Source organism: Klebsiella sp. C360 (assembly GCF_048822415.1).
Lineage (GTDB): Bacteria > Pseudomonadota > Gammaproteobacteria > Enterobacterales > Enterobacteriaceae > Klebsiella > Klebsiella quasipneumoniae.
Genome location: NZ_JBMEZZ010000013.1, coordinates 72,629 through 89,065, shown reverse-complemented (window position 1 = coordinate 89,065; position 16,437 = coordinate 72,629). Strand labels below are relative to the sequence as shown.

General features: G+C 61.7%; 17 protein-coding genes. 9 read left to right on the top strand and 8 right to left on the bottom strand.

Going from position 1 to position 16,437, the window contains the following annotated elements; genetic code table 11:
• The first annotated feature begins 1 nt into the window (after nucleotide 1).
• Together acpT and ACOI7D_RS23795 are read left to right on the top strand one after the other, a co-directional pair.
• Nucleotides 2-589, top strand: a complete 588-nt coding sequence (acpT, locus tag ACOI7D_RS23800; protein ID WP_048335496.1) for a 4'-phosphopantetheinyl transferase AcpT — start codon at nucleotides 2-4, stop codon at nucleotides 587-589.
• A 100-nt stretch (nucleotides 590-689) separates the two neighbouring features.
• Nucleotides 690-1,739 carry an AI-2E family transporter gene (locus ACOI7D_RS23795; RefSeq protein ID WP_004202085.1) on the top strand — a complete coding sequence of 350 codons (1,050 nt, stop codon included), beginning with the start codon at nucleotides 690-692 and terminating at the stop codon, nucleotides 1,737-1,739.
• Here ACOI7D_RS23795 and arnF read toward each other — a convergent pair.
• The 8 genes from arnF to ACOI7D_RS23755 form a co-directional block, all read right to left on the bottom strand.
• The gene (arnF, locus tag ACOI7D_RS23790; RefSeq protein ID WP_060589774.1) at nucleotides 1,736-2,116 is read right to left on the bottom strand and encodes a 4-amino-4-deoxy-L-arabinose-phosphoundecaprenol flippase subunit ArnF; all 381 of its coding nucleotides are present in this window, start codon (nucleotides 2,114-2,116) and stop codon (nucleotides 1,736-1,738) included. The genes ACOI7D_RS23795 and arnF overlap by 4 nt on opposite strands.
• The gene (gene arnE, locus ACOI7D_RS23785; RefSeq protein ID WP_023291259.1) at nucleotides 2,116-2,454 is read right to left on the bottom strand and encodes a 4-amino-4-deoxy-L-arabinose-phosphoundecaprenol flippase subunit ArnE; all 339 of its coding nucleotides are present in this window, start codon (nucleotides 2,452-2,454) and stop codon (nucleotides 2,116-2,118) included. The genes arnF and arnE overlap by 1 nt, the downstream gene beginning before the upstream one ends.
• Complete coding sequence (gene arnT / locus ACOI7D_RS23780; protein ID WP_023291260.1) at nucleotides 2,451-4,106, bottom strand: lipid IV(A) 4-amino-4-deoxy-L-arabinosyltransferase; 1,656 nt, start codon at nucleotides 4,104-4,106, stop codon at nucleotides 2,451-2,453. The genes arnE and arnT overlap by 4 nt, the downstream gene beginning before the upstream one ends.
• The gene (arnD, locus tag ACOI7D_RS23775) at nucleotides 4,106-5,008 is read right to left on the bottom strand and encodes a 4-deoxy-4-formamido-L-arabinose-phosphoundecaprenol deformylase (RefSeq protein WP_060589776.1); all 903 of its coding nucleotides are present in this window, start codon (nucleotides 5,006-5,008) and stop codon (nucleotides 4,106-4,108) included. The genes arnT and arnD overlap by 1 nt, the downstream gene beginning before the upstream one ends.
• Complete coding sequence (arnA, locus tag ACOI7D_RS23770) at nucleotides 5,005-6,990, bottom strand: bifunctional UDP-4-amino-4-deoxy-L-arabinose formyltransferase/UDP-glucuronic acid oxidase ArnA (RefSeq protein WP_032454287.1); 1,986 nt, start codon at nucleotides 6,988-6,990, stop codon at nucleotides 5,005-5,007. The genes arnD and arnA overlap by 4 nt, the downstream gene beginning before the upstream one ends.
• Complete coding sequence (arnC, locus tag ACOI7D_RS23765) at nucleotides 6,987-7,970, bottom strand: undecaprenyl-phosphate 4-deoxy-4-formamido-L-arabinose transferase (protein WP_044524988.1); 984 nt, start codon at nucleotides 7,968-7,970, stop codon at nucleotides 6,987-6,989. The genes arnA and arnC overlap by 4 nt, the downstream gene beginning before the upstream one ends.
• 1 nt (nucleotide 7,971) lies before the next feature.
• Complete coding sequence (arnB, locus tag ACOI7D_RS23760; RefSeq protein WP_060589778.1) at nucleotides 7,972-9,111, bottom strand: UDP-4-amino-4-deoxy-L-arabinose aminotransferase; 1,140 nt, start codon at nucleotides 9,109-9,111, stop codon at nucleotides 7,972-7,974.
• A gap of 396 nt (nucleotides 9,112-9,507) precedes the next feature.
• The gene (locus tag ACOI7D_RS23755) at nucleotides 9,508-10,014 is read right to left on the bottom strand and encodes a phenolic acid decarboxylase (protein WP_012540376.1); all 507 of its coding nucleotides are present in this window, start codon (nucleotides 10,012-10,014) and stop codon (nucleotides 9,508-9,510) included.
• 97 nt (nucleotides 10,015-10,111) lie between these two features.
• On the opposite strand from ACOI7D_RS23755, the gene ACOI7D_RS23750 reads away from it, so the two are divergent.
• The 7 genes from ACOI7D_RS23750 to nikR all read left to right on the top strand — a co-directional run bounded on the left by ACOI7D_RS23750 (nucleotide 10,112) and on the right by nikR (nucleotide 16,390).
• A complete protein-coding gene (locus ACOI7D_RS23750; RefSeq protein ID WP_050534014.1) occupies nucleotides 10,112-10,972 on the top strand; it encodes a LysR family transcriptional regulator in 861 nt (286 codons plus the stop codon).
• A 137-nt stretch (nucleotides 10,973-11,109) separates the two neighbouring features.
• Nucleotides 11,110-12,678: a nickel ABC transporter substrate-binding protein gene (nikA, locus tag ACOI7D_RS23745; protein WP_060589780.1), complete on the top strand. Its 1,569-nt coding sequence runs from the start codon at nucleotides 11,110-11,112 to the stop codon at nucleotides 12,676-12,678.
• Nucleotides 12,678-13,622, top strand: coding sequence for a nickel ABC transporter permease subunit NikB (gene nikB, locus ACOI7D_RS23740; protein WP_023291267.1), 945 nt, complete (start codon nucleotides 12,678-12,680; stop codon nucleotides 13,620-13,622). Before nikA ends, nikB begins: the two co-directional genes overlap by 1 nt.
• A complete protein-coding gene (gene nikC / locus ACOI7D_RS23735; protein WP_044524993.1) occupies nucleotides 13,619-14,452 on the top strand; it encodes a nickel ABC transporter permease subunit NikC in 834 nt (277 codons plus the stop codon). The genes nikB and nikC overlap by 4 nt, the downstream gene beginning before the upstream one ends.
• Nucleotides 14,452-15,216 (top strand): nickel import ATP-binding protein NikD, encoded by a 765-nt coding sequence (gene nikD / locus ACOI7D_RS23730; RefSeq protein WP_044524994.1) that lies wholly within the window; start codon nucleotides 14,452-14,454, stop codon nucleotides 15,214-15,216. Before nikC ends, nikD begins: the two co-directional genes overlap by 1 nt.
• Nucleotides 15,213-16,004, top strand: coding sequence for a nickel import ATP-binding protein NikE (gene nikE / locus ACOI7D_RS23725; RefSeq protein ID WP_060589782.1), 792 nt, complete (start codon nucleotides 15,213-15,215; stop codon nucleotides 16,002-16,004). The genes nikD and nikE overlap by 4 nt, the downstream gene beginning before the upstream one ends.
• On the top strand, nucleotides 15,992-16,390 hold the full coding sequence (gene nikR, locus ACOI7D_RS23720; RefSeq protein ID WP_060589784.1) for a nickel-responsive transcriptional regulator NikR: 399 nt from the start codon (nucleotides 15,992-15,994) through the stop codon (nucleotides 16,388-16,390). The genes nikE and nikR overlap by 13 nt, the downstream gene beginning before the upstream one ends.
• The last annotated feature ends 47 nt before the right edge of the window (nucleotides 16,391-16,437 follow it).

Below are 16,437 nucleotides of genomic sequence, written 5' to 3'. Positions count from 1 at the left end.
AATGTATCAGCTTTTTCTGGGTAAGATCTCCGCCCTTAGCGCCCTGCCGTTACCGCCTGCGTTGATGGCGCAGGCGCCGGACGGACCGCGACGAGCCAGCTGGCTTGCCGGCCGCGCGCTGCTGGCGCAGGCGGCTGCCCCGCTGACGGATATTCAGCTTGGCGAACAGGGCAAGCCTGCCTTCCCCGTCGCGCGCGGGCTGTGGTTTAACCTTAGCCACAGCGGCGACGATATTGCCCTGCTGCTCAGCGATAAAGGCGAGGTGGGTTGCGACATCGAAGTGATTCGCCCGCGCGAAGGCTGGCGCCGCCTGGCTAACGCCCTGTTCAGCGAAAGCGAGCACCAGGAACTGGCGCAGGCTTCGCCGGCGCAGCAGCTCACGGTCTTCTGGCGTATCTGGACGCGCAAAGAGGCGCTGGTGAAACAGCGCGGCGGCAGCGCCTGGCAGATGGCCTCCGTTGACAGCGCCTGTCACGGCCCGCTGTCGCTCAGCCAGATTCTGCACGATGGGTTAAGTATTGCGGTCTGTACGCCGACGCCGTTCACGCTGACGGACGCGCGCATTCAACATTTCAGCGGCGTGGTTTAAGCGATCAAAAGATGATGGCGGAAAAGCCGCTCGCCTTTCGGAATATTGGCAGCCAGCGAACCGCTACACTTATCAGGCGCGACTCACAAAAGGAATACCTATGTCCCCTCCGCAGGCTGATAAAGCCGGGCTCCATATTTTACTTAAGCTGGCGGCGCTGGTGATTATCCTCGCCGGGATCCACGCCGCCGCCGATATTCTGGTGCAGCTCCTGCTGGCGCTGTTTTTCGCTATCGTCCTCAACCCGCTGGTCACCTGGTTCATTCGCCGCGGGGTGCGGCGCCCGTTCGCCATTACGCTGGTGGTGACGGCAATGCTGGTCATGCTGACCGCGCTGCTTGGCGTGCTGGCGGCGTCGCTCAATGACTTTGTCGCCATGCTGCCCGATTTCAACCGCGCCCTGACGCGTAAGATCGTCCAGCTCCAGGAGTATCTCCCCTTTCTCAACCTGCATATCAATCCGGAGCGCATGCTGCGACGTATGGATTCAGAACGGCTGATGACCTGGGCCACGACGCTGATGACCCAGCTTTCCGGGGCGATGGCCAGCATTGTGCTGCTGGTGATGACGGTGATCTTTATGCTGTTTGAGGTTCGCCACCTGCCCTACAAACTGCGTTTTGCCCTCAATAACCCTCGCCTGCATATCGCCGGGCTGCACCGGGCGCTGAAAGGCGTCACCCACTATCTGGCGCTGAAAACGCTGATCAGCCTGTGGACCGGCCTGATTGTCTGGCTGGGGCTGCTGGCGATGGGGGTGCAGTTCGCGCTGATGTGGGGGGTGCTGGCGTTCCTGTTGAACTATGTGCCGAATATCGGATCCGCTATCTCCGCCATCCCGCCTATGCTGCAGGCGCTGCTGTTCAGCGGCATCTATGAGTGCCTGCTGGTCGGGGCGCTGTTTCTGGTGGTGCATATGGTGTTGGGCAACATGGTGGAGCCGCGCATGATGGGCCACCGGCTGGGGATGTCGACCCTGGTGGTGTTCCTGTCGCTGCTGGTCTGGGGCTGGCTGCTGGGGCCGGTGGGAATGCTGCTCTCGGTGCCGTTAACCAGCGTCTGTAAAATCTGGATGGAGACCACCGTCGGGGGCAGCAAGCTGGCGATCCTGCTCGGCCCGGGGCGCCCCAAAAGCCGGCTCCCCGGCTAGCGGCGTTTCACCGGCCAGAAGATGGTCAATACGCCGGCGACGATAATCGCCACGCCCAGCAGCGATTGCCAGTGGAACGGCTCATGCCAGCCGGGCAGCCAGATGGCGGCGCCCCACACCAGGATATAGCTCAGGCTCAGCAGCGCATACGCTTTTGATAACGGCAGACGGTGGAGGGCAAAGTACCAGCAGACCATCGACAGCAGGTAGCCCAGCAGGCCGAAAAACAGGCCGAAGGTGCCGGGCTGGAGATGCAGCAGATGCTGGAGAAACGCCAGAATATCGGTCAGCGGCGGCAACACCACCATGGCGCTGCGCAGCAGCAGCTGCGCGCCGCTGACGAGGCCGACGCTGAATAATGCCCAGAGAAAGCCCATCAGACGCTGGTCCCCAGAATGACAATGCCCACGACGATCAACCCGACGCCAAACCAGTGGCGGGGAGCGACCGGCTCATGCCAGATGCCCCAGCCCGCGAGGGTGACCCAGACGAAGTTCAGACTCAGCATCGGATAGGCGATGCTCACCGGAATTGACTGCAGGACGCTCAGCCACAGCAGCATGCCGCAGCCGAGGCATAACAGCGCCATCCCCAGCCAGAAGAGTATATGACGACTCCGCCGTCCGCGACGGGACGGGCGGGTCGCCTGTTTCTGGCACAGCTGTCCGGCGCAGCTCAGCAGGCTGGCGAACACCAGACAGATCCAGACGCTCATTGCGGCAGATACTGAAGGAAAACGACCCGCCCCAGCTCGTAAGCGTTATCGGGTTTCGGTAACGGTAAGTCGAGCATACTCTCTCCTTTATCCATCAACAGCACCAGCGAGACCGGCCCCTGCTGACGATGCGCGGCCAGCCAGTCGGCAAACCCGGCCTGGCTGACAAAGCTTCCCTGAGCGTCCGGCCAGTCGAGACCGTACTTCAGCTCACCCTGTTTGTCGAACATAATAATATCGCTTCGCTTCAGCTCCCAGGCCAGGCCGCCGGCGATCCCGACGTTGTTGGTCAGGACGTAGCGGCTGGGCTGCAGGGATTCGCTGACGATATCCACGAGGAACTGCGGCTGTTTGCTGTCGATAACCCGGTCCGGGATGGCGAAGCCCACCAGCAGCGCCAGGCCGAGCGGGCAAAGCGCCGCCAGGCTCCAGCGGCGGCCAGCGTCTTTCATCGCCAGCCAGCCCATCAGCGCCCAGACGGCGAAGGCGATCGCCGCCAGCAGACATTTATACAGCTCAATCTTGGTCCACACCGGCTTGTGCATCACGCCCCAGGGCGAGACCACCAGCACGGCGATCAGCCCCAGCAGGCCGACGCCCAGGTTGATCATCCCGTTGACCCGTAACGCTTTCGCGCCGGTCTTCGCCGCCTCCAGCGCGTAGCGCGCCATCAGGATCGACAGCGGCGCAAAGCACGGCAGGATATAGGTCGGCAGTTTGCCTTTGGCGATACTGAAGAACAGGAGCGGCATCGCCACCCAGCCTAACAGATACAGCGCGCCGCGGGCCTCATCGCGCTCAAGCCAACCGCGCTTCAGCGCCCCCGGCAGCAGGGCCAGCCACGGCAGGCTGCCGGCGATCAGGAACGGGATGTAGTACCAGAACGGCGCTTTGTGCTGGGCGTCTTTTTCGGCGAAACGCTGAATATGCTCGACCCAGAAGAAGTAGCGCCAGAAGTCCGGCTCGCGCTGGGCGATAGCCAGCCCCCAGGGCAGCACCACCAGCGTACAGACGACCACCGCCAGCCAACCGTACGTCAGCACTTCACGCCAGCGTCGACGGGCTATCACCCACGGCAGAACGCCCACTACCGGCACCGCCAGCGCAAGGAAGCCTTTGGTCATCACCCCCATACCGCAGGCGACGCCCAGCAGCGCGTAACCCAGTATTTTGCCGCTGCGGCTCTGCGCCTGCGTCGCGCCCCAGAAACTGCACATCGCCAGCGCCAGCCACAGGGTGATCATCGGGTCCAGCACCGCATAGGTGCCAATCGCATACACCAGCATCGCGGTGAGAAAAATCACCGGCGACAGGACAGCTACCTTTTTGTCGCGAAAGACGCGCCACGCCAGCCAGGCCACCAGCACTGCGGTCATGGTGATGGCGAAGACCGACCCAAAGCGTACGCCGAAGTTATTATGGCCAAACAGCCATTGACCGATACTGTTGATCCAGTAACCGGCAATCGGCTTTTCGAAATAGCGCAATCCGAGAAAATGCGGCACCACCCAGTCGCCGGTGGCCAGCATTTCACGGCTGATCTCCGCGTAGCGGGTTTCATCGGGTTGCCAGAGCAAACGGAAATTAAGCGGCAGCAGGTAATACAGCGCAAACAGCGCAATCAGAGAGACGCCATAGCGAATGCTTTTCATCAAATACCCGAAGTCAGTAATTGTTCACGTCCGAGCCAGCCTTCCCGGCCAGCCAGTTCACCCCGAACCACTTTGCCAGACGGCAGCTCGCTAAAGTCAGCGGGCAACAGCTGGCTCAGTGGGCAAAACTGAATTTCTTCTTCCGCCGCCATGGTCAGCAGTACATTGAACTGATCCGCGTAGGCAATGCCTTCCACTTCGGCGTGAATGGTATAGACCGGCACGCCCGGGTCGCGATGGATGCAGTCGAGGAGATAGCGGTTAAAGCCGGCGATATCCACCGCCGTGCCCACCGCCTCGTCCCAGGTCGGCAGCGTGACCGGGATCTGCACCGTACCGGAGACGCCGCTGCCGAGCTGGGGCAGAAACGGCCGCGTGCCGCGACAGTCGCTGTTGTAGAGGAAATCGAAGGATTCTTTGGCTTTCACCACTCGCTGATCGGCGCGCCAGCCGGCGACAGCCGAGCAGGTGACCGGCCGGCCGATGATGCGTTCGAGCTCCAGCAGGCCGCGCTCAACCTCCAGCGTCAGCCGTTCCTGCGGCCAGACGCCGCTCCACGCCTGCCAGCTGTAGTGGTCCCAGGCGTGCAGGCCCACTTCATGAGACTCGGCGGCGGCGCGGATCACCGCTTCGTTCCCCGCGCCGATGCGGCGTCCCGGCCACGCGGTGCCGGCCAGCAGAATATCCCAGCCGTACAGCGAGGCCGCTCTGGAGCGCAGCATCTTCCACAGAAACTTCGGTTTTACCAGGCGCCACAGGTGGCGCCCCATATTGTCCGGCCCGACGCTGAAGAAGAAGCTTGCCTGGATCCCGTGCTGACCCAGCAGGTCCAGCAGCCGCGGAACGCCGTCCCGCGTGCCGCGAAAGGTATCGACATCTATGCGTAAGCCGACCTGTTTCATGGATTTTTAGCGTCCACCAGTTCAACCGTGCGCAGGAAGAAGTCCAGCGTATGCTCAACGGTCTCTTCCATCTCCACCTTCGGCTCCCAGTTCAGGCAGCGTTTGGCGTTGCGGATGCTCGGTTTGCGATGCTCAACGTCCTGATAGCCCTTGCCGTAGTAGTCGCTGCTTTCCACTTCGCGGAAGCCGGCAAACGGCGGGAAGCGATCGCGCAGCGGATGGCGTTCGAAGCAGGCCAGCAGCATCTCCGCCAGCTCTTTGATGCTCGCTTCGTTATCCGGGTTACCGATGTTGATGATCTGCCCGTCGCAGCGGCCGTCTTTGTTCTCGATGATGCGGAACAGCGCTTCGATACCATCGCTGATGTCGGTGAAGCAGCGCTTCTGCTTACCGCCTTCGATGAGCTTGATCGGCGAGCCTTCCACCAGGTTGAGGATCAGCTGGGTGATGGCGCGGGAGCTGCCGATACGCGCGGCGTTGAGGTTATCCAGACGCGGCCCCATCCAGTTGAACGGACGGAACAGAGTGAACTTCAGGCCATTCTTATCGCCGTAGGCCCAGATCACGCGGTCCAGCAGCTGCTTGGAGACCGAGTAGATCCAGCGTTGTTTGTTGATCGGCCCGACCACCAGATTGGAAGTGTCTTCGTCGAAGTTTTTATCAGTGCACATGCCGTACACTTCCGAGGTCGACGGGAAGATGATGCGCTTATTATATTTCACGCAGTCGCGGATGATCTTCAGGTTCTCTTCGAAATCCAGCTCGAAGACGCGCAGCGGGTTGCGGGTGTACTCGATAGGGGTGGCGATGGCCACCAGCGGCAGCACCACGTCGCATTTCTTAATGTGATATTCGATCCACTCGGAGTGAATGCTGATATCGCCTTCCACAAAGTGGAAACGCGGGCAGTCGAGGAAACGGCTGATGGCGTCGGAGCCGATATCCAGGCCGTAAATCTCATAGTTGTCGTCCTGCAGCAGGCGTTCGGTCAGATGGTTACCGATAAAGCCATTGACGCCGAGGATCAGCACCCGGGTGCGACGCTTAACCGCCACCACCGGTTTGCTGCTGATCACCGCCCCGGACACCAGGCCCAGCCCCTGCGCCAGCTGGGCGCCCTGCATGTACACCCCGCGTTCGGTCTGGCCGGTGACAATCTCCAGCGCCCCCTCCTGGCACGCCACGATCAGCGGCGCAACGGAGATAACGGTACCCGGCTTAGCTGCCGGCAGATCATGACGGACGCGGGATTTCCAGACGATAAACTTGTTCGCGCCGGCGTAGCCGAAGGCGCCCGGCCACGGATCGGAGACCGCGCGCACCAGATTGTGCAGGGTCTGCGCCGGCTGCTCCCAGTCGAGGCGGCCATCTTCCGGGGTACGACGCCCCACATAGGTCGCCTGGCTGTGATCCTGCGGACGTTCATCGGTGGTTCCGGCGAGGATCGCCGGCAGCGCCTGGCCAAGCAGCCCGGTGGCGGCGGCGCACAGCTTGCGGTGCAGCGTCAGGGCGGCGTCATCCGGGCCAATCGCCACGGCCTGCTGGGCGACGATATCGCCCGCGTCGGCGCGGTTCACCATTCGGTGCAGGGTGACGCCGGTTTCGCTTTCGCCATTGACCAGCACCCAGTTCAGCGGCGCGCGGCCGCGATATTTCGGCAGCAGCGAACCGTGCAGGTTAAACGCCCCTTTCGGCGCGAGACGGAGGATCTCATCGCCCAGCAGATTGCGGTAGTAGAAGGAGAACAGCACGTCCGGCTTCATCTCGCGGATACGCTCAATCCACAGCGGATGGTTCACGTCTTCCGGCGCCCACACCGGAATGCCCTGCTCGGCAGCAAGGCGCGCCACGGAGCCAAAGAAATGGTTTTCGCCAGGGTTATCCGGGTGGGTGAAAATAGCAGCGATATCATACCCGGCGTCCAGCAGAGCCTGGATACCGGTGCAGCCCATATCGTGATAAGCGAAGACTACGGCTTTCATGAACGATCTTCCTCTTTAGATGCCGTTTCCGGCTGGCGAACAACACGTTGAATAAAGTAGCGGGGACGCGCGCGCACGTCGTTATAGATGCGTCCGATATACTCCCCGAGCAGGCCCATACCGATAAACTGGGCGCCGATGAACATAAACAGCACGGCGAAGAGCATAAACACCCCTTCCGCCGCCCACTGCGGGCCGAAGGCCAGACGCAGCACCACCAGCAGCAGGCCGAAGGCGAAGCCCAGCAGGGCTATCACGCTGCCGAAAATGCTGAGCAGACGCAGCGGCGTGGTGGTCAGACAGGTCACCAGGTCGTACATCAGGTTGATCAGGCGCATAAAGCTGTATTTGGAGTCGCCGAATTCACGCTCGGCGTGCATCACCGGGATCTCCACCGCGCGACGGGCGAAGGTATTCGCCAGAATCGGGATAAAGGTGCTGCGCTCGTGGCAGTTGAGCATCGCGTCGATAATGTGGCGACGGTAGGCGCGCAGCATGCAGCCGTAGTCGCCCATCGCTTTGCCGGTGGTGCGCTGGATCAGGCGGTTGATCATCTTCGAGGCGGTTTTGCGGAAGATGCTGTCCTGACGGTTCTGACGGACGGTGCCCACCACGTCGTAACCTTCATCCGCCTTCGCCACCAGCCGCGGGATCTCTTCCGGCGGGTTTTGCAGGTCGGCATCAAGGGTAATAATCAGATCGCCCGTCACATGGCTGAAGCCGGCCATGATCGCCGAGTGCTGGCCGTAGTTACGGTTTAACAGCACGGCGACGACGTGACTGCCTTCCGCCTCGGCGGCTTCGGTGAGCATGCGCGCCGAGTCATCGCTGCTGCCATCGTCGATCAGCAGAATTTCATATTGCCGCCCCAGCGCGGCGCAGGCGGTTTCCGTACGACGAAGCAGCTCCGGCAGGCTATCCTGTTCGTTATAAACCGGGATAACTACCGAGACCTTCTTCACGGGAGGGTAAGTAAGCATATCAACGTCCTGACAGCTGGCGCAGTGCGGAAATGACGCGAGTGACATCGTCATCGGTCATGTCCGGGAACAACGGGAGAGAACAGATGCGGGCGCTGTTCCATTCGGTATTCGGCAGGGAAACCTCAGGGAAGCGCTCGCGGTAATATTTTTGCGTATGGGCCGCACGGAAGTGCAGACCGGTGCCGATACCCATCGCCTTCAGCTTTTCCATCAACACGTCGCGGCTGATGCCGCACGCAGCCTCATCGACGCGGATGATAAACAGATGCCAGGCGTGCTGGTGATCCCAGGCCGGGACGGTCAGGGGCGTAAACGGCGTGTCCGCCAGTTCGCGCAGATAGCGCTGGGCAATTTCCGCCCGCCGCTGGTTGGCGTGAGGCAGTTTTTCCAGCTGGACCAGCGCCAGCGCGGCGTTGATGTCGGCAAGGTTGTATTTAAAGCCCGGAGCGATCACCTCCGCCTGCGGCGCGCGGCCGTGGGTCTGGCGGTCATAGGCGTCCACGCCGAGGCCATGGAATTTCAGGCTACGGATGCGGGAGGCCAGCTCGTCGTCGTCGGTGACAACCAGCCCGCCTTCAGCGCAGGTCATATTTTTGATCGCGTGGAACGAGAAAATCGCGGTCCCCTGCCAGCCTACGTGGCGGCCTTTATAGTGGGTCCCCGCCGCATGGGCGGCGTCTTCGATCACCGGGATGCCATGGCGCTCGCCCACCGCGCGAATGGCGTCGATATCGGCTGGCGCCCCCGCGTAGTGCACAGGAATAATCGCTTTGGTCCGCGAGGTGATCGCCGCTGCCACCGCCTCAGGGGTGATCATCAGATTGTCGTTATCGACATCGATCATCACCGGCGTGGCGCCCAGCAGGCAGATCATATTGAGGGTGGAGACCCAGGTCTGGGACGGCGTAATGACTTCATCGCCGGGGCCAATACCCAGCGCCATCAGGGTCACGTGCATCCCGCCGGTCGCTGAACTGACGGCAATCGCGTGGCGGTTGCCGGTCAACTGGCAGAATGCCGCTTCAAGTGCCTGATTCTTCGGCCCGGTGGTGATCCAGCCCGACGCTAAAACTTCACGCAGCGCTGCCAGCTCTGCGTCGCCCATCGACGGGCGCGAAAAAGGCAAAAAATCGCTCATCATCATCCTGTTCTGTAGATGACCCACGCACAAATCAGGGTCGTTAGAATAAAATATCCTGCGCCTGTGGACTTAAACGAAATTAAAATGAAGTGAGTTCAGCGCGGCATTCCATTTCAGGGTATTTCGACCACTATTAATGTAGTTGACCTTGCTTAGGATAATATTAAGAAATTAATCTTTTCTCAGCATAGCCAAATAAATCATTAAGAAACAGAATGATAGGTTTTATTTATGGCAGAATTTTGACAAAAAAACGTTCCTGTCTGGAAAAGCAAACAGGAACGCTATCGCGGAAAGTAAACGGGGGTTAAACCAGATAACAATTAATGACGCTGTCTTTGTCACGCTTGATGACAAAAAGTTAGCGCAGATCACAAAGTTATTTCTGCTTAATTACAAATTTGCAGGAAAATCCGCAGGCAATTCACTCGCCGGGCAATTAATTACCTCATCATTATCTGCGCCACAGTCGCGAATGAAGGTGATGGTGGCGAACTCGTCAATCACTTCTGTCGGGTAGGCCGGGCCGGCATCGCGGTAAGAATTCATCAGCGGAATGTGATCGTTCTGGAAGCAGACGGTTTTTTCCGGGTTATTCATGATCCAGCGCGGGAAGAAGATGGTGCCGTGGAACAGTTTATCGCCCAGGTTGACGATCAGGCTCACGTCGGTACCGGTCGGTTCGGTCCAGGAGATTTTGTAGATACTTTCCCCCACCCGCACGATGTACGCTTCCTGATCTTTCACCCAGCGATTGCCGACGATGCCGCTGTGAATACGGTAGTCGAGGGTGTGGCCGTTTTTGACGTAAATTTCGTAGTTCCAGCCGTTGTCGTAGGTGTAGACCAGATGTTTACCGATAAAGCCGCTGAGGTCATGTTTGTCGAAAGTGCTCATCATTTATTCTCCTCTGTGTTGTTGAGGACAGCATACGTCTTTAAAAATTGAATGAATAACGCTATGTTTGGATTAAATACATCCAAATTTTAGATTGATTATGCACAAGACAACCCTGGAGCAGTGGGCATTACTGGAAAAGGTAGTGGAACTCGGGAGCTTTGCCAGAGCGGCGGAGGAGACCAACCGCAGTCAGTCTTCGGTGAGCTATAACCTCGCGCTGCTGCAGGAGCGCTTAGGGGTGGCGCTGCTGGCGCCGTCCGGTCGGCGGGCGGTGCTGACCCCGGCCGGCGAACTGCTGCTGAATCAGGTCAAACCGTTGCTGCAGGCCTTCGCCTACGTTGAGACGCATGCTGCCACTCTGCGCAACGGGGCGCGCACCCGTCTGGATCTGGTGGTCGACAGCATTTTCCCGCGCCAGCGGCTGTTCGCCATTCTGCGCCAGTTTCAGCAGCGTTATCCGCAGACTCAGGTCAGACTCACCGAAGTGCTGGAAAATATTGATGACGAGGGCGCGGCGCGAACGGAAGCCGATGTCATGGTTCTGACCCGCCGCCAGGATATTACCGGCCGCGGAGAGTGGCTGATGAATATTGATTTTATCGCCGTCGCCCACCGCGACCATCCTCTCGCCGCCCTCGACGGTCCGCTGGAGGATAGCGCGCTGGCGCCATGGCCGCTGGTGCGCATTGCCGACCAGACCGGCGATGGCCAGGCGACGCGTGACGCCTGGACCTTCTCCACCATTGACGCGGCCATTGATGCGGTGATGTATCAGGTCGGCTTCGGCTGGCTGCCGGAAGAGCGCATTCGTTCCCATCTCGATCAGGGCGTGCTGAAGCGGCTGCCCCTCAGCCACGGCGCGCGCCGCGCGACGCCGCTGCATCTGATCGTCAAGCGGGATCTGGCGCCGATCGACGAACAGGTGGCCACGCTGCTGGGGTTGTTCCGGGCGCCCTGAGGGGTAAGGCGGCGCCTGCCCCTGCGCATAATCATACGGATTACTTATACTTTCCGGCGCAATATTGATCCAGGTTACTCCGAAAGTATGATGAATCACTAAAATCGTCATACTTTCCTGTCGCTGAGAACGCCGTCTTGTCTATTTTCCGCCTCACTCTGCTGGCGCTGGTCGCCTGCGCCCCTCTGCTGGCTCAGGCCGCGCAGCACTCGCTTACTACCGCCTGGCCGGTGAACGTCGGCCCGCTGAATCCGCATCTCTATACGCCCAACCAGATGTTTGCCCAAAGCATGGTCTATGAACCGCTGGTGAAGTATCAGGCTGACGGCAGCGTGCAGCCCTGGCTGGCGACCCGCTGGCGCCACTCCGCCGATGGTAAAACCTGGTGGTTTACCCTGCGCGAGGATGTGACCTTCTCCAACGGCGAACCCTTTAACGCCCAGGCCGCGGCGGCTAATTTCCAGGCGGTGCTCGCCAACCGCCAACGCCACGCCTGGCTTGAACTCGCCAATCAGATAACCGACGTGCGGGCGCTCAGCGCCAGCGAGCTGCAGCTCACCCTGAAAAGCGCCTACGCCCCCTTACTCCAAGAGCTGGCCCTGCCGCGCCCGTTCCGCTTTATCGCCCCCTCGCAGTTTATCGATGGCGGCACCGCCAACGGCATCAAAGCCCCGATCGGCACCGGGCCGTGGCGACTGGCGAGTTCGCAGCTCAATCAGCGCGACGTGCTGGTACGCAACGAACGCTACTGGGGTAATAAACCCGCGCTACAGCAAATCACCATCAAAGTGATCCCCGACGCCACCAGCCGCGCGGTGGCGTTCGAAACCGGGGAAATCGACATGCTCTACGGCGACGAGGGGCTGCTGCCGCTGGATACCTTCGAACGCTTTCGTCATCACCCCGGCTACGCGGCTCGTCTCTCCGCCCCGGCGGAGACGGTGATGCTGGCGCTGAACGCCAGCCAGGGCCCGACCCGCGAGCAGGCGGTGCGCGAGGCGCTCAACTACGCCGTCGACAAGCAGACCCTCGTCGATAGCGTGCTCTACGGCACCCAGCAGGTTGCCGACACCCTGTTTGCCCCCTCGGTCCCCTACGCCCCGCAGGATCTGACGCCGCGCCGTTACGACCCGGCAAAAGCCCGCGCCCTGCTGGCGCAGGCCGGCTGGCAGCAACCGGAAGGCCAGCCCTGGCGACAAAAGGCCGGGCAACCGCTGGCGATTGAGCTGGCGTTTATCGGCACCGACGCGCTGGCTAAATCGATGGCCGAAATTATTCAAGCCAATCTGCGGGAGGTCGGCGTCCGCGTCACCCTGGTGGGCGAGGAGGAGAGCAGCATCTATGCGCGCCAGCGCGAAGGCCGGTTCGGCATGATCTTCAATCGCACCTGGGGCGCCCCCTATGATCCGCATGCCTTTTTAAGCTCGATGCGCGTGCCCTCCCATGCCGATTATCAGGCCCAGCGCGGCCTGCCCGACAAGGGGCTGATTGATAAAGAGATTAGCGAGGTGCTGACCACCAGCGACGAGGCGCAGCGGAAACGGCTGTACCACGATGTGCTGAGCCGCCTGCATCAGGACGCGGTGTACCTGCCCATCAGCTATGTCTCGCTGATGTCGGTTGCGCGCCAGGAGGTCGGGGAGATCCCGTTCGCGCCGGTGAGCACCGAGCTCCCTTTCGACCAGATTAAACCGGTAACGCCATAATGCTACGCTATATTTTACGCCGCCTGCTGCTGCTGATCCCGCTGCTGCTCGCCGCCTCCGCCATCATCTTTCTGCTGCTGCGGCTCGGCACCGGCGACCCGGCGCTGGATTATTTACGCCTGTCGAACCTGCCGCCCACTGAAGAGATGGTCGCCTCGACCCGCGAACTGCTGGGGCTCAACCAGCCGCTGGCGATGCAGTATCTGCACTGGCTGTGGCGGGCGCTGCACCTGGACTTTGGCCTCTCCTATGCCACCCGGCGACCGGTGCTGGATGACCTGCTGCACTTCCTGCCGGCCACCCTGCTGCTCACCGGCGCGGCGCTGGCGCTGATCCTCGTCACCTCGCTGCCGCTGGGGATCTGGGCGGCGCGCCATCGCGATCGCCTGCCTGACTTTGCTGTGCGGCTGATTGCCTTCCTCGGCGTGTCGATGCCGAACTTCTGGCTGGCCTTTCTGCTGGTGATGCTTTTTTCCGTGCATCTGCAGTGGCTTCCGGCGATGGGGTACGGCGACTGGCAGCACCTGATATTGCCCGCCGTCTCCATCGCCTTTATGTCGCTGGCGATCAACGCCCGCCTGTTGCGCGCCAGCATGCTGGAGGTCTCCAGTCAGCGTCACGTGGTGTGGGCGCGGCTGCGCGGCTTGAGCGCGCGCCAGGTGGAGCGGCGGCATATCCTGCGCAACGCCACCCTGCCGGTGGTGACCGCCATGGGCATGCACATTGGCGAGCTGATCGGCGGCACCATGATTATTGAAAATATCTTTGCCTGGCCGGGAGTCGGCCGCTACGCGGTTTCCGCAATCTTCAATCGCGATTACCCGGTGATTCAGTGCTTTACGCTGATGATGGTCACGGTGTTCGTGCTGGCTAACCTGGCGGTGGATGTGCTCAACGCGGCGCTCGACCCGCGCCTGCGCCGCCATGAGGAGGTGAGCGTATGAGATGGCTGCGAAACTTCCGCTGGCCGGTGAAACTGGCCCTGCTGGTTATTGCACTGCTGGCGGTCATCGCCATCGGCAGCGGCTGGTGGCTGCCCTGGGATCCGGCGGCGATTAACCTGCAGCAACGGCTGCTGCCGCCAGGGGCAGCGCACTGGCTGGGGACCGATCATCTCGGCCGGGATATTTTCTCGCGCCTGCTGGCCGCCACCCGCGTCTCGCTGGGGGCGGTAATGGCCTGCCTACTGCTGGTGCTGCTGATCGGTCTGGCGGTTGGCGGCAGCGCCGGGCTGCTGGGCGGCCGCGCTGACCGCGGCCTGATGCGCCTCGCCGAACTGTTTATGACCTTTCCAACCTCGATCCTGTCGTTCTTTATGGTGGGGGTGCTCGGCACCGGGCTGACCAACGTGATCCTCGCCATTGCGTTATCGCACTGGGCCTGGTACGCCAGAATGGTGCGTAATCTGGTGGTCTCCCTGCGCCAGCGCGAATTTATCCTCGCCGCCCGCCTGAGCGGCGCCAGCCAGTGGCGGCTGTTCAGCGACCATCTGGCAGGGGCGGTGATCCCCTCGCTGCTGGTGCTCGCCTCACTGGATATCGGCCATATGATGCTTCACGTGGCCGGCATGTCGTTCCTTGGCCTCGGCGTCAGCGCGCCGACGGCGGAATGGGGGGTGATGATCAACGACGCCCGGCAGTATATCTGGACCCAGCCGCTGCAGATGGTCTGGCCGGGGCTGGCGCTGTTCATCAGCGTGATGGCCTTTAACCTGCTGGGCGACGCGCTGCGCGATCGCCTCGATCCTCACCTGATCGCGGAGCATAGCCACTGATGCCGCAAAAGATCCAACTGCAACAGATCGCCCTTGCCGCCGACCGCCCGCTGGTCAGCGACGTCTCTCTTACCCTGCGCCGCGGCAAGGTGCTGGCGCTGCTCGGCAGCAGCGGCAGCGGGAAATCGCTGACCTGCGCCGCCGCGCTGGGCCTGCTGCCGCCCGGCGTCAGCCAGACCGCCGGCCGGGTGTTGCTTGACGGCATGCCGGTGCACGGCGAACAGCTGCGCGGCGCGACTATCGCCACCATCATGCAGAACCCACGCAGCGCCTTTAATCCGCTGCATACCATGGCCGCCCACGCTCGGGAAACTTGCCGGGCGGCGGGCCGCGAAGCGAATGACGCCGCCCTGCTGGCGGTGATGGAAGAGGTGGGTCTGGATAATCCGCGCTCGCTGCTCAGCCGCTATCCCTTCGAGATGAGCGGCGGCATGCTGCAGCGGATGATGATCGCCCTCGCCCTGCTCAGCCGCGCGCCCTTTATCATCGCCGACGAGCCGACCACCGACCTCGATGCCATCGCCCAGGCGCGGATCCTCGATCTGCTGGCGGATATCGTCGCCAGCCGCGGTCTGGGGCTGCTGCTGGTGACGCATGACATGGGCGTTGTGGCGCGGCTGGCGGATGACGTGATGGTCATGGAGAACGGTCGCCTCGTTGAACAGTGCGATGTAAACACCCTGTTCAGCGCCCCACAGCACCCGCTGAGCCAGCGCCTGCTGGCGGCGCATCTGGCGCTGTACGGACTGGAGAAAACAGCATGAATTTACTCAGCGTCAACGGGGTGAGCCACAATTACCCCCACCACGGCAGGGTCCTGCACGAGATCCAACTCGCCATCGCCCCCGGCGAAACGGTGGCCCTGCTCGGGCGCAGCGGCTGCGGCAAGAGCACCCTGGCGCGGATGCTGGTGGGCCTGGAAACGCCGCTGCACGGCGATATTGTCTGGCGCGGCACACCGCTGACCGCCCTGAAGGGCGAGGCCGTCGGCGCCTTCCGCCGTGATATTCAGCTGGTGTTTCAGGACGCCTTCAGCGCGGTGAATCCGCGCAAAACGGTGCGCGAGATCGTCAGCGAGCCGCTGCGCCATCTGTTCCGCTTGTCGCGCGAGGAACGCGCACGGCGGGTGGAAGAGATGCTGCACGCGGTCGACCTTTCCACGACGCTGCTCGATAAACGCCCGGCACAGCTCAGCGGCGGACAGCTGCAGCGCGTCTGCCTGGCTCGCGCCCTGGCGGTGCGGCCGCAGCTGTTGATCCTGGATGAAGCGGTCTCGAATCTCGATCTGCTGCTGCAGGCGGAGATTATCGCCCTGCTGAAGCGCCTGCAGGCCCGGTTTGGCACCGCCTGCCTGTTCATTACCCACGACCTGCGGCTGGTGGAGCGCTTTTGCCAGCGGGTGCTGGTGATGGAGCACGGACGCATCGTCGAAACCGCAACGGTCAGTCTACCGCTGCGCCTGCGCTCTCCTGCCGGACAGGCGCTCCAGCAGGCGGTGCTGCCACCTTTTCCTGCCACTCTGCTCAACGAGGCCATGCCATGCAGCGCGTAACCCTGACCCTTGATGATGACCTGCTGACCGCTCTCGATGCGCTCAGCGCCCGCCGCGGCTACCACAACCGTTCGGAGGCGGTACGCGATATTCTGCGCGACGCCCTCAACCAGGATCCCGCGCCGTCGGAGCCGCGGCGCGGTTATGCCGTCCTGTCATATGTCTACGAGCATGAAAAACGCGAACTGGCGAGCCGGCTGGTGGCCACCCAGCATCATCATCACGATCTCTCCGTCGCCACGCTGCATGTGCATATCAGCCATGACGACTGCCTGGAGATTGCGGTGCTGAAGGGAGACATGGCCGAGGTGCAGCATTTTGCCGACGACGTGATTGCCCAGCGCGGTGTGCGCCATGGGCATTTGCAGTGTTTAGCGGATGATTAACTATTTGAAAATGAGTGGGTGGTTTATCAACAGTTGATAAACCACCT

Coding starts and splice junctions, on each gene's coding strand:
- arnC (WP_044524988.1), bottom strand. CDS start 7,970: ATGCTTACTTACCCTCCCGTGAAGAAGGTCTCGGTAGTTATCCCGGTT.
- arnE (WP_023291259.1), bottom strand. CDS start 2,454: ATGAGCGTCTGGATCTGTCTGGTGTTCGCCAGCCTGCTGAGCTGCGCC.
- arnT (WP_023291260.1), bottom strand. CDS start 4,106: ATGAAAAGCATTCGCTATGGCGTCTCTCTGATTGCGCTGTTTGCGCTG.
- nikC (WP_044524993.1), top strand. CDS start 13,619: ATGAGATGGCTGCGAAACTTCCGCTGGCCGGTGAAACTGGCCCTGCTG.
- arnB (WP_060589778.1), bottom strand. CDS start 9,111: ATGAGCGATTTTTTGCCTTTTTCGCGCCCGTCGATGGGCGACGCAGAG.
- acpT (WP_048335496.1), top strand. CDS start 2: ATGTATCAGCTTTTTCTGGGTAAGATCTCCGCCCTTAGCGCCCTGCCG.
- ACOI7D_RS23750 (WP_050534014.1), top strand. CDS start 10,112: ATGCACAAGACAACCCTGGAGCAGTGGGCATTACTGGAAAAGGTAGTG.
- arnA (WP_032454287.1), bottom strand. CDS start 6,990: ATGAAAGCCGTAGTCTTCGCTTATCACGATATGGGCTGCACCGGTATC.
- nikE (WP_060589782.1), top strand. CDS start 15,213: ATGAATTTACTCAGCGTCAACGGGGTGAGCCACAATTACCCCCACCAC.
- ACOI7D_RS23755 (WP_012540376.1), bottom strand. CDS start 10,014: ATGATGAGCACTTTCGACAAACATGACCTCAGCGGCTTTATCGGTAAA.
- ACOI7D_RS23795 (WP_004202085.1), top strand. CDS start 690: ATGTCCCCTCCGCAGGCTGATAAAGCCGGGCTCCATATTTTACTTAAG.
- nikB (WP_023291267.1), top strand. CDS start 12,678: ATGCTACGCTATATTTTACGCCGCCTGCTGCTGCTGATCCCGCTGCTG.
- nikR (WP_060589784.1), top strand. CDS start 15,992: ATGCAGCGCGTAACCCTGACCCTTGATGATGACCTGCTGACCGCTCTC.
- nikD (WP_044524994.1), top strand. CDS start 14,452: ATGCCGCAAAAGATCCAACTGCAACAGATCGCCCTTGCCGCCGACCGC.
- arnF (WP_060589774.1), bottom strand. CDS start 2,116: ATGGGCTTTCTCTGGGCATTATTCAGCGTCGGCCTCGTCAGCGGCGCG.
- arnD (WP_060589776.1), bottom strand. CDS start 5,008: ATGAAACAGGTCGGCTTACGCATAGATGTCGATACCTTTCGCGGCACG.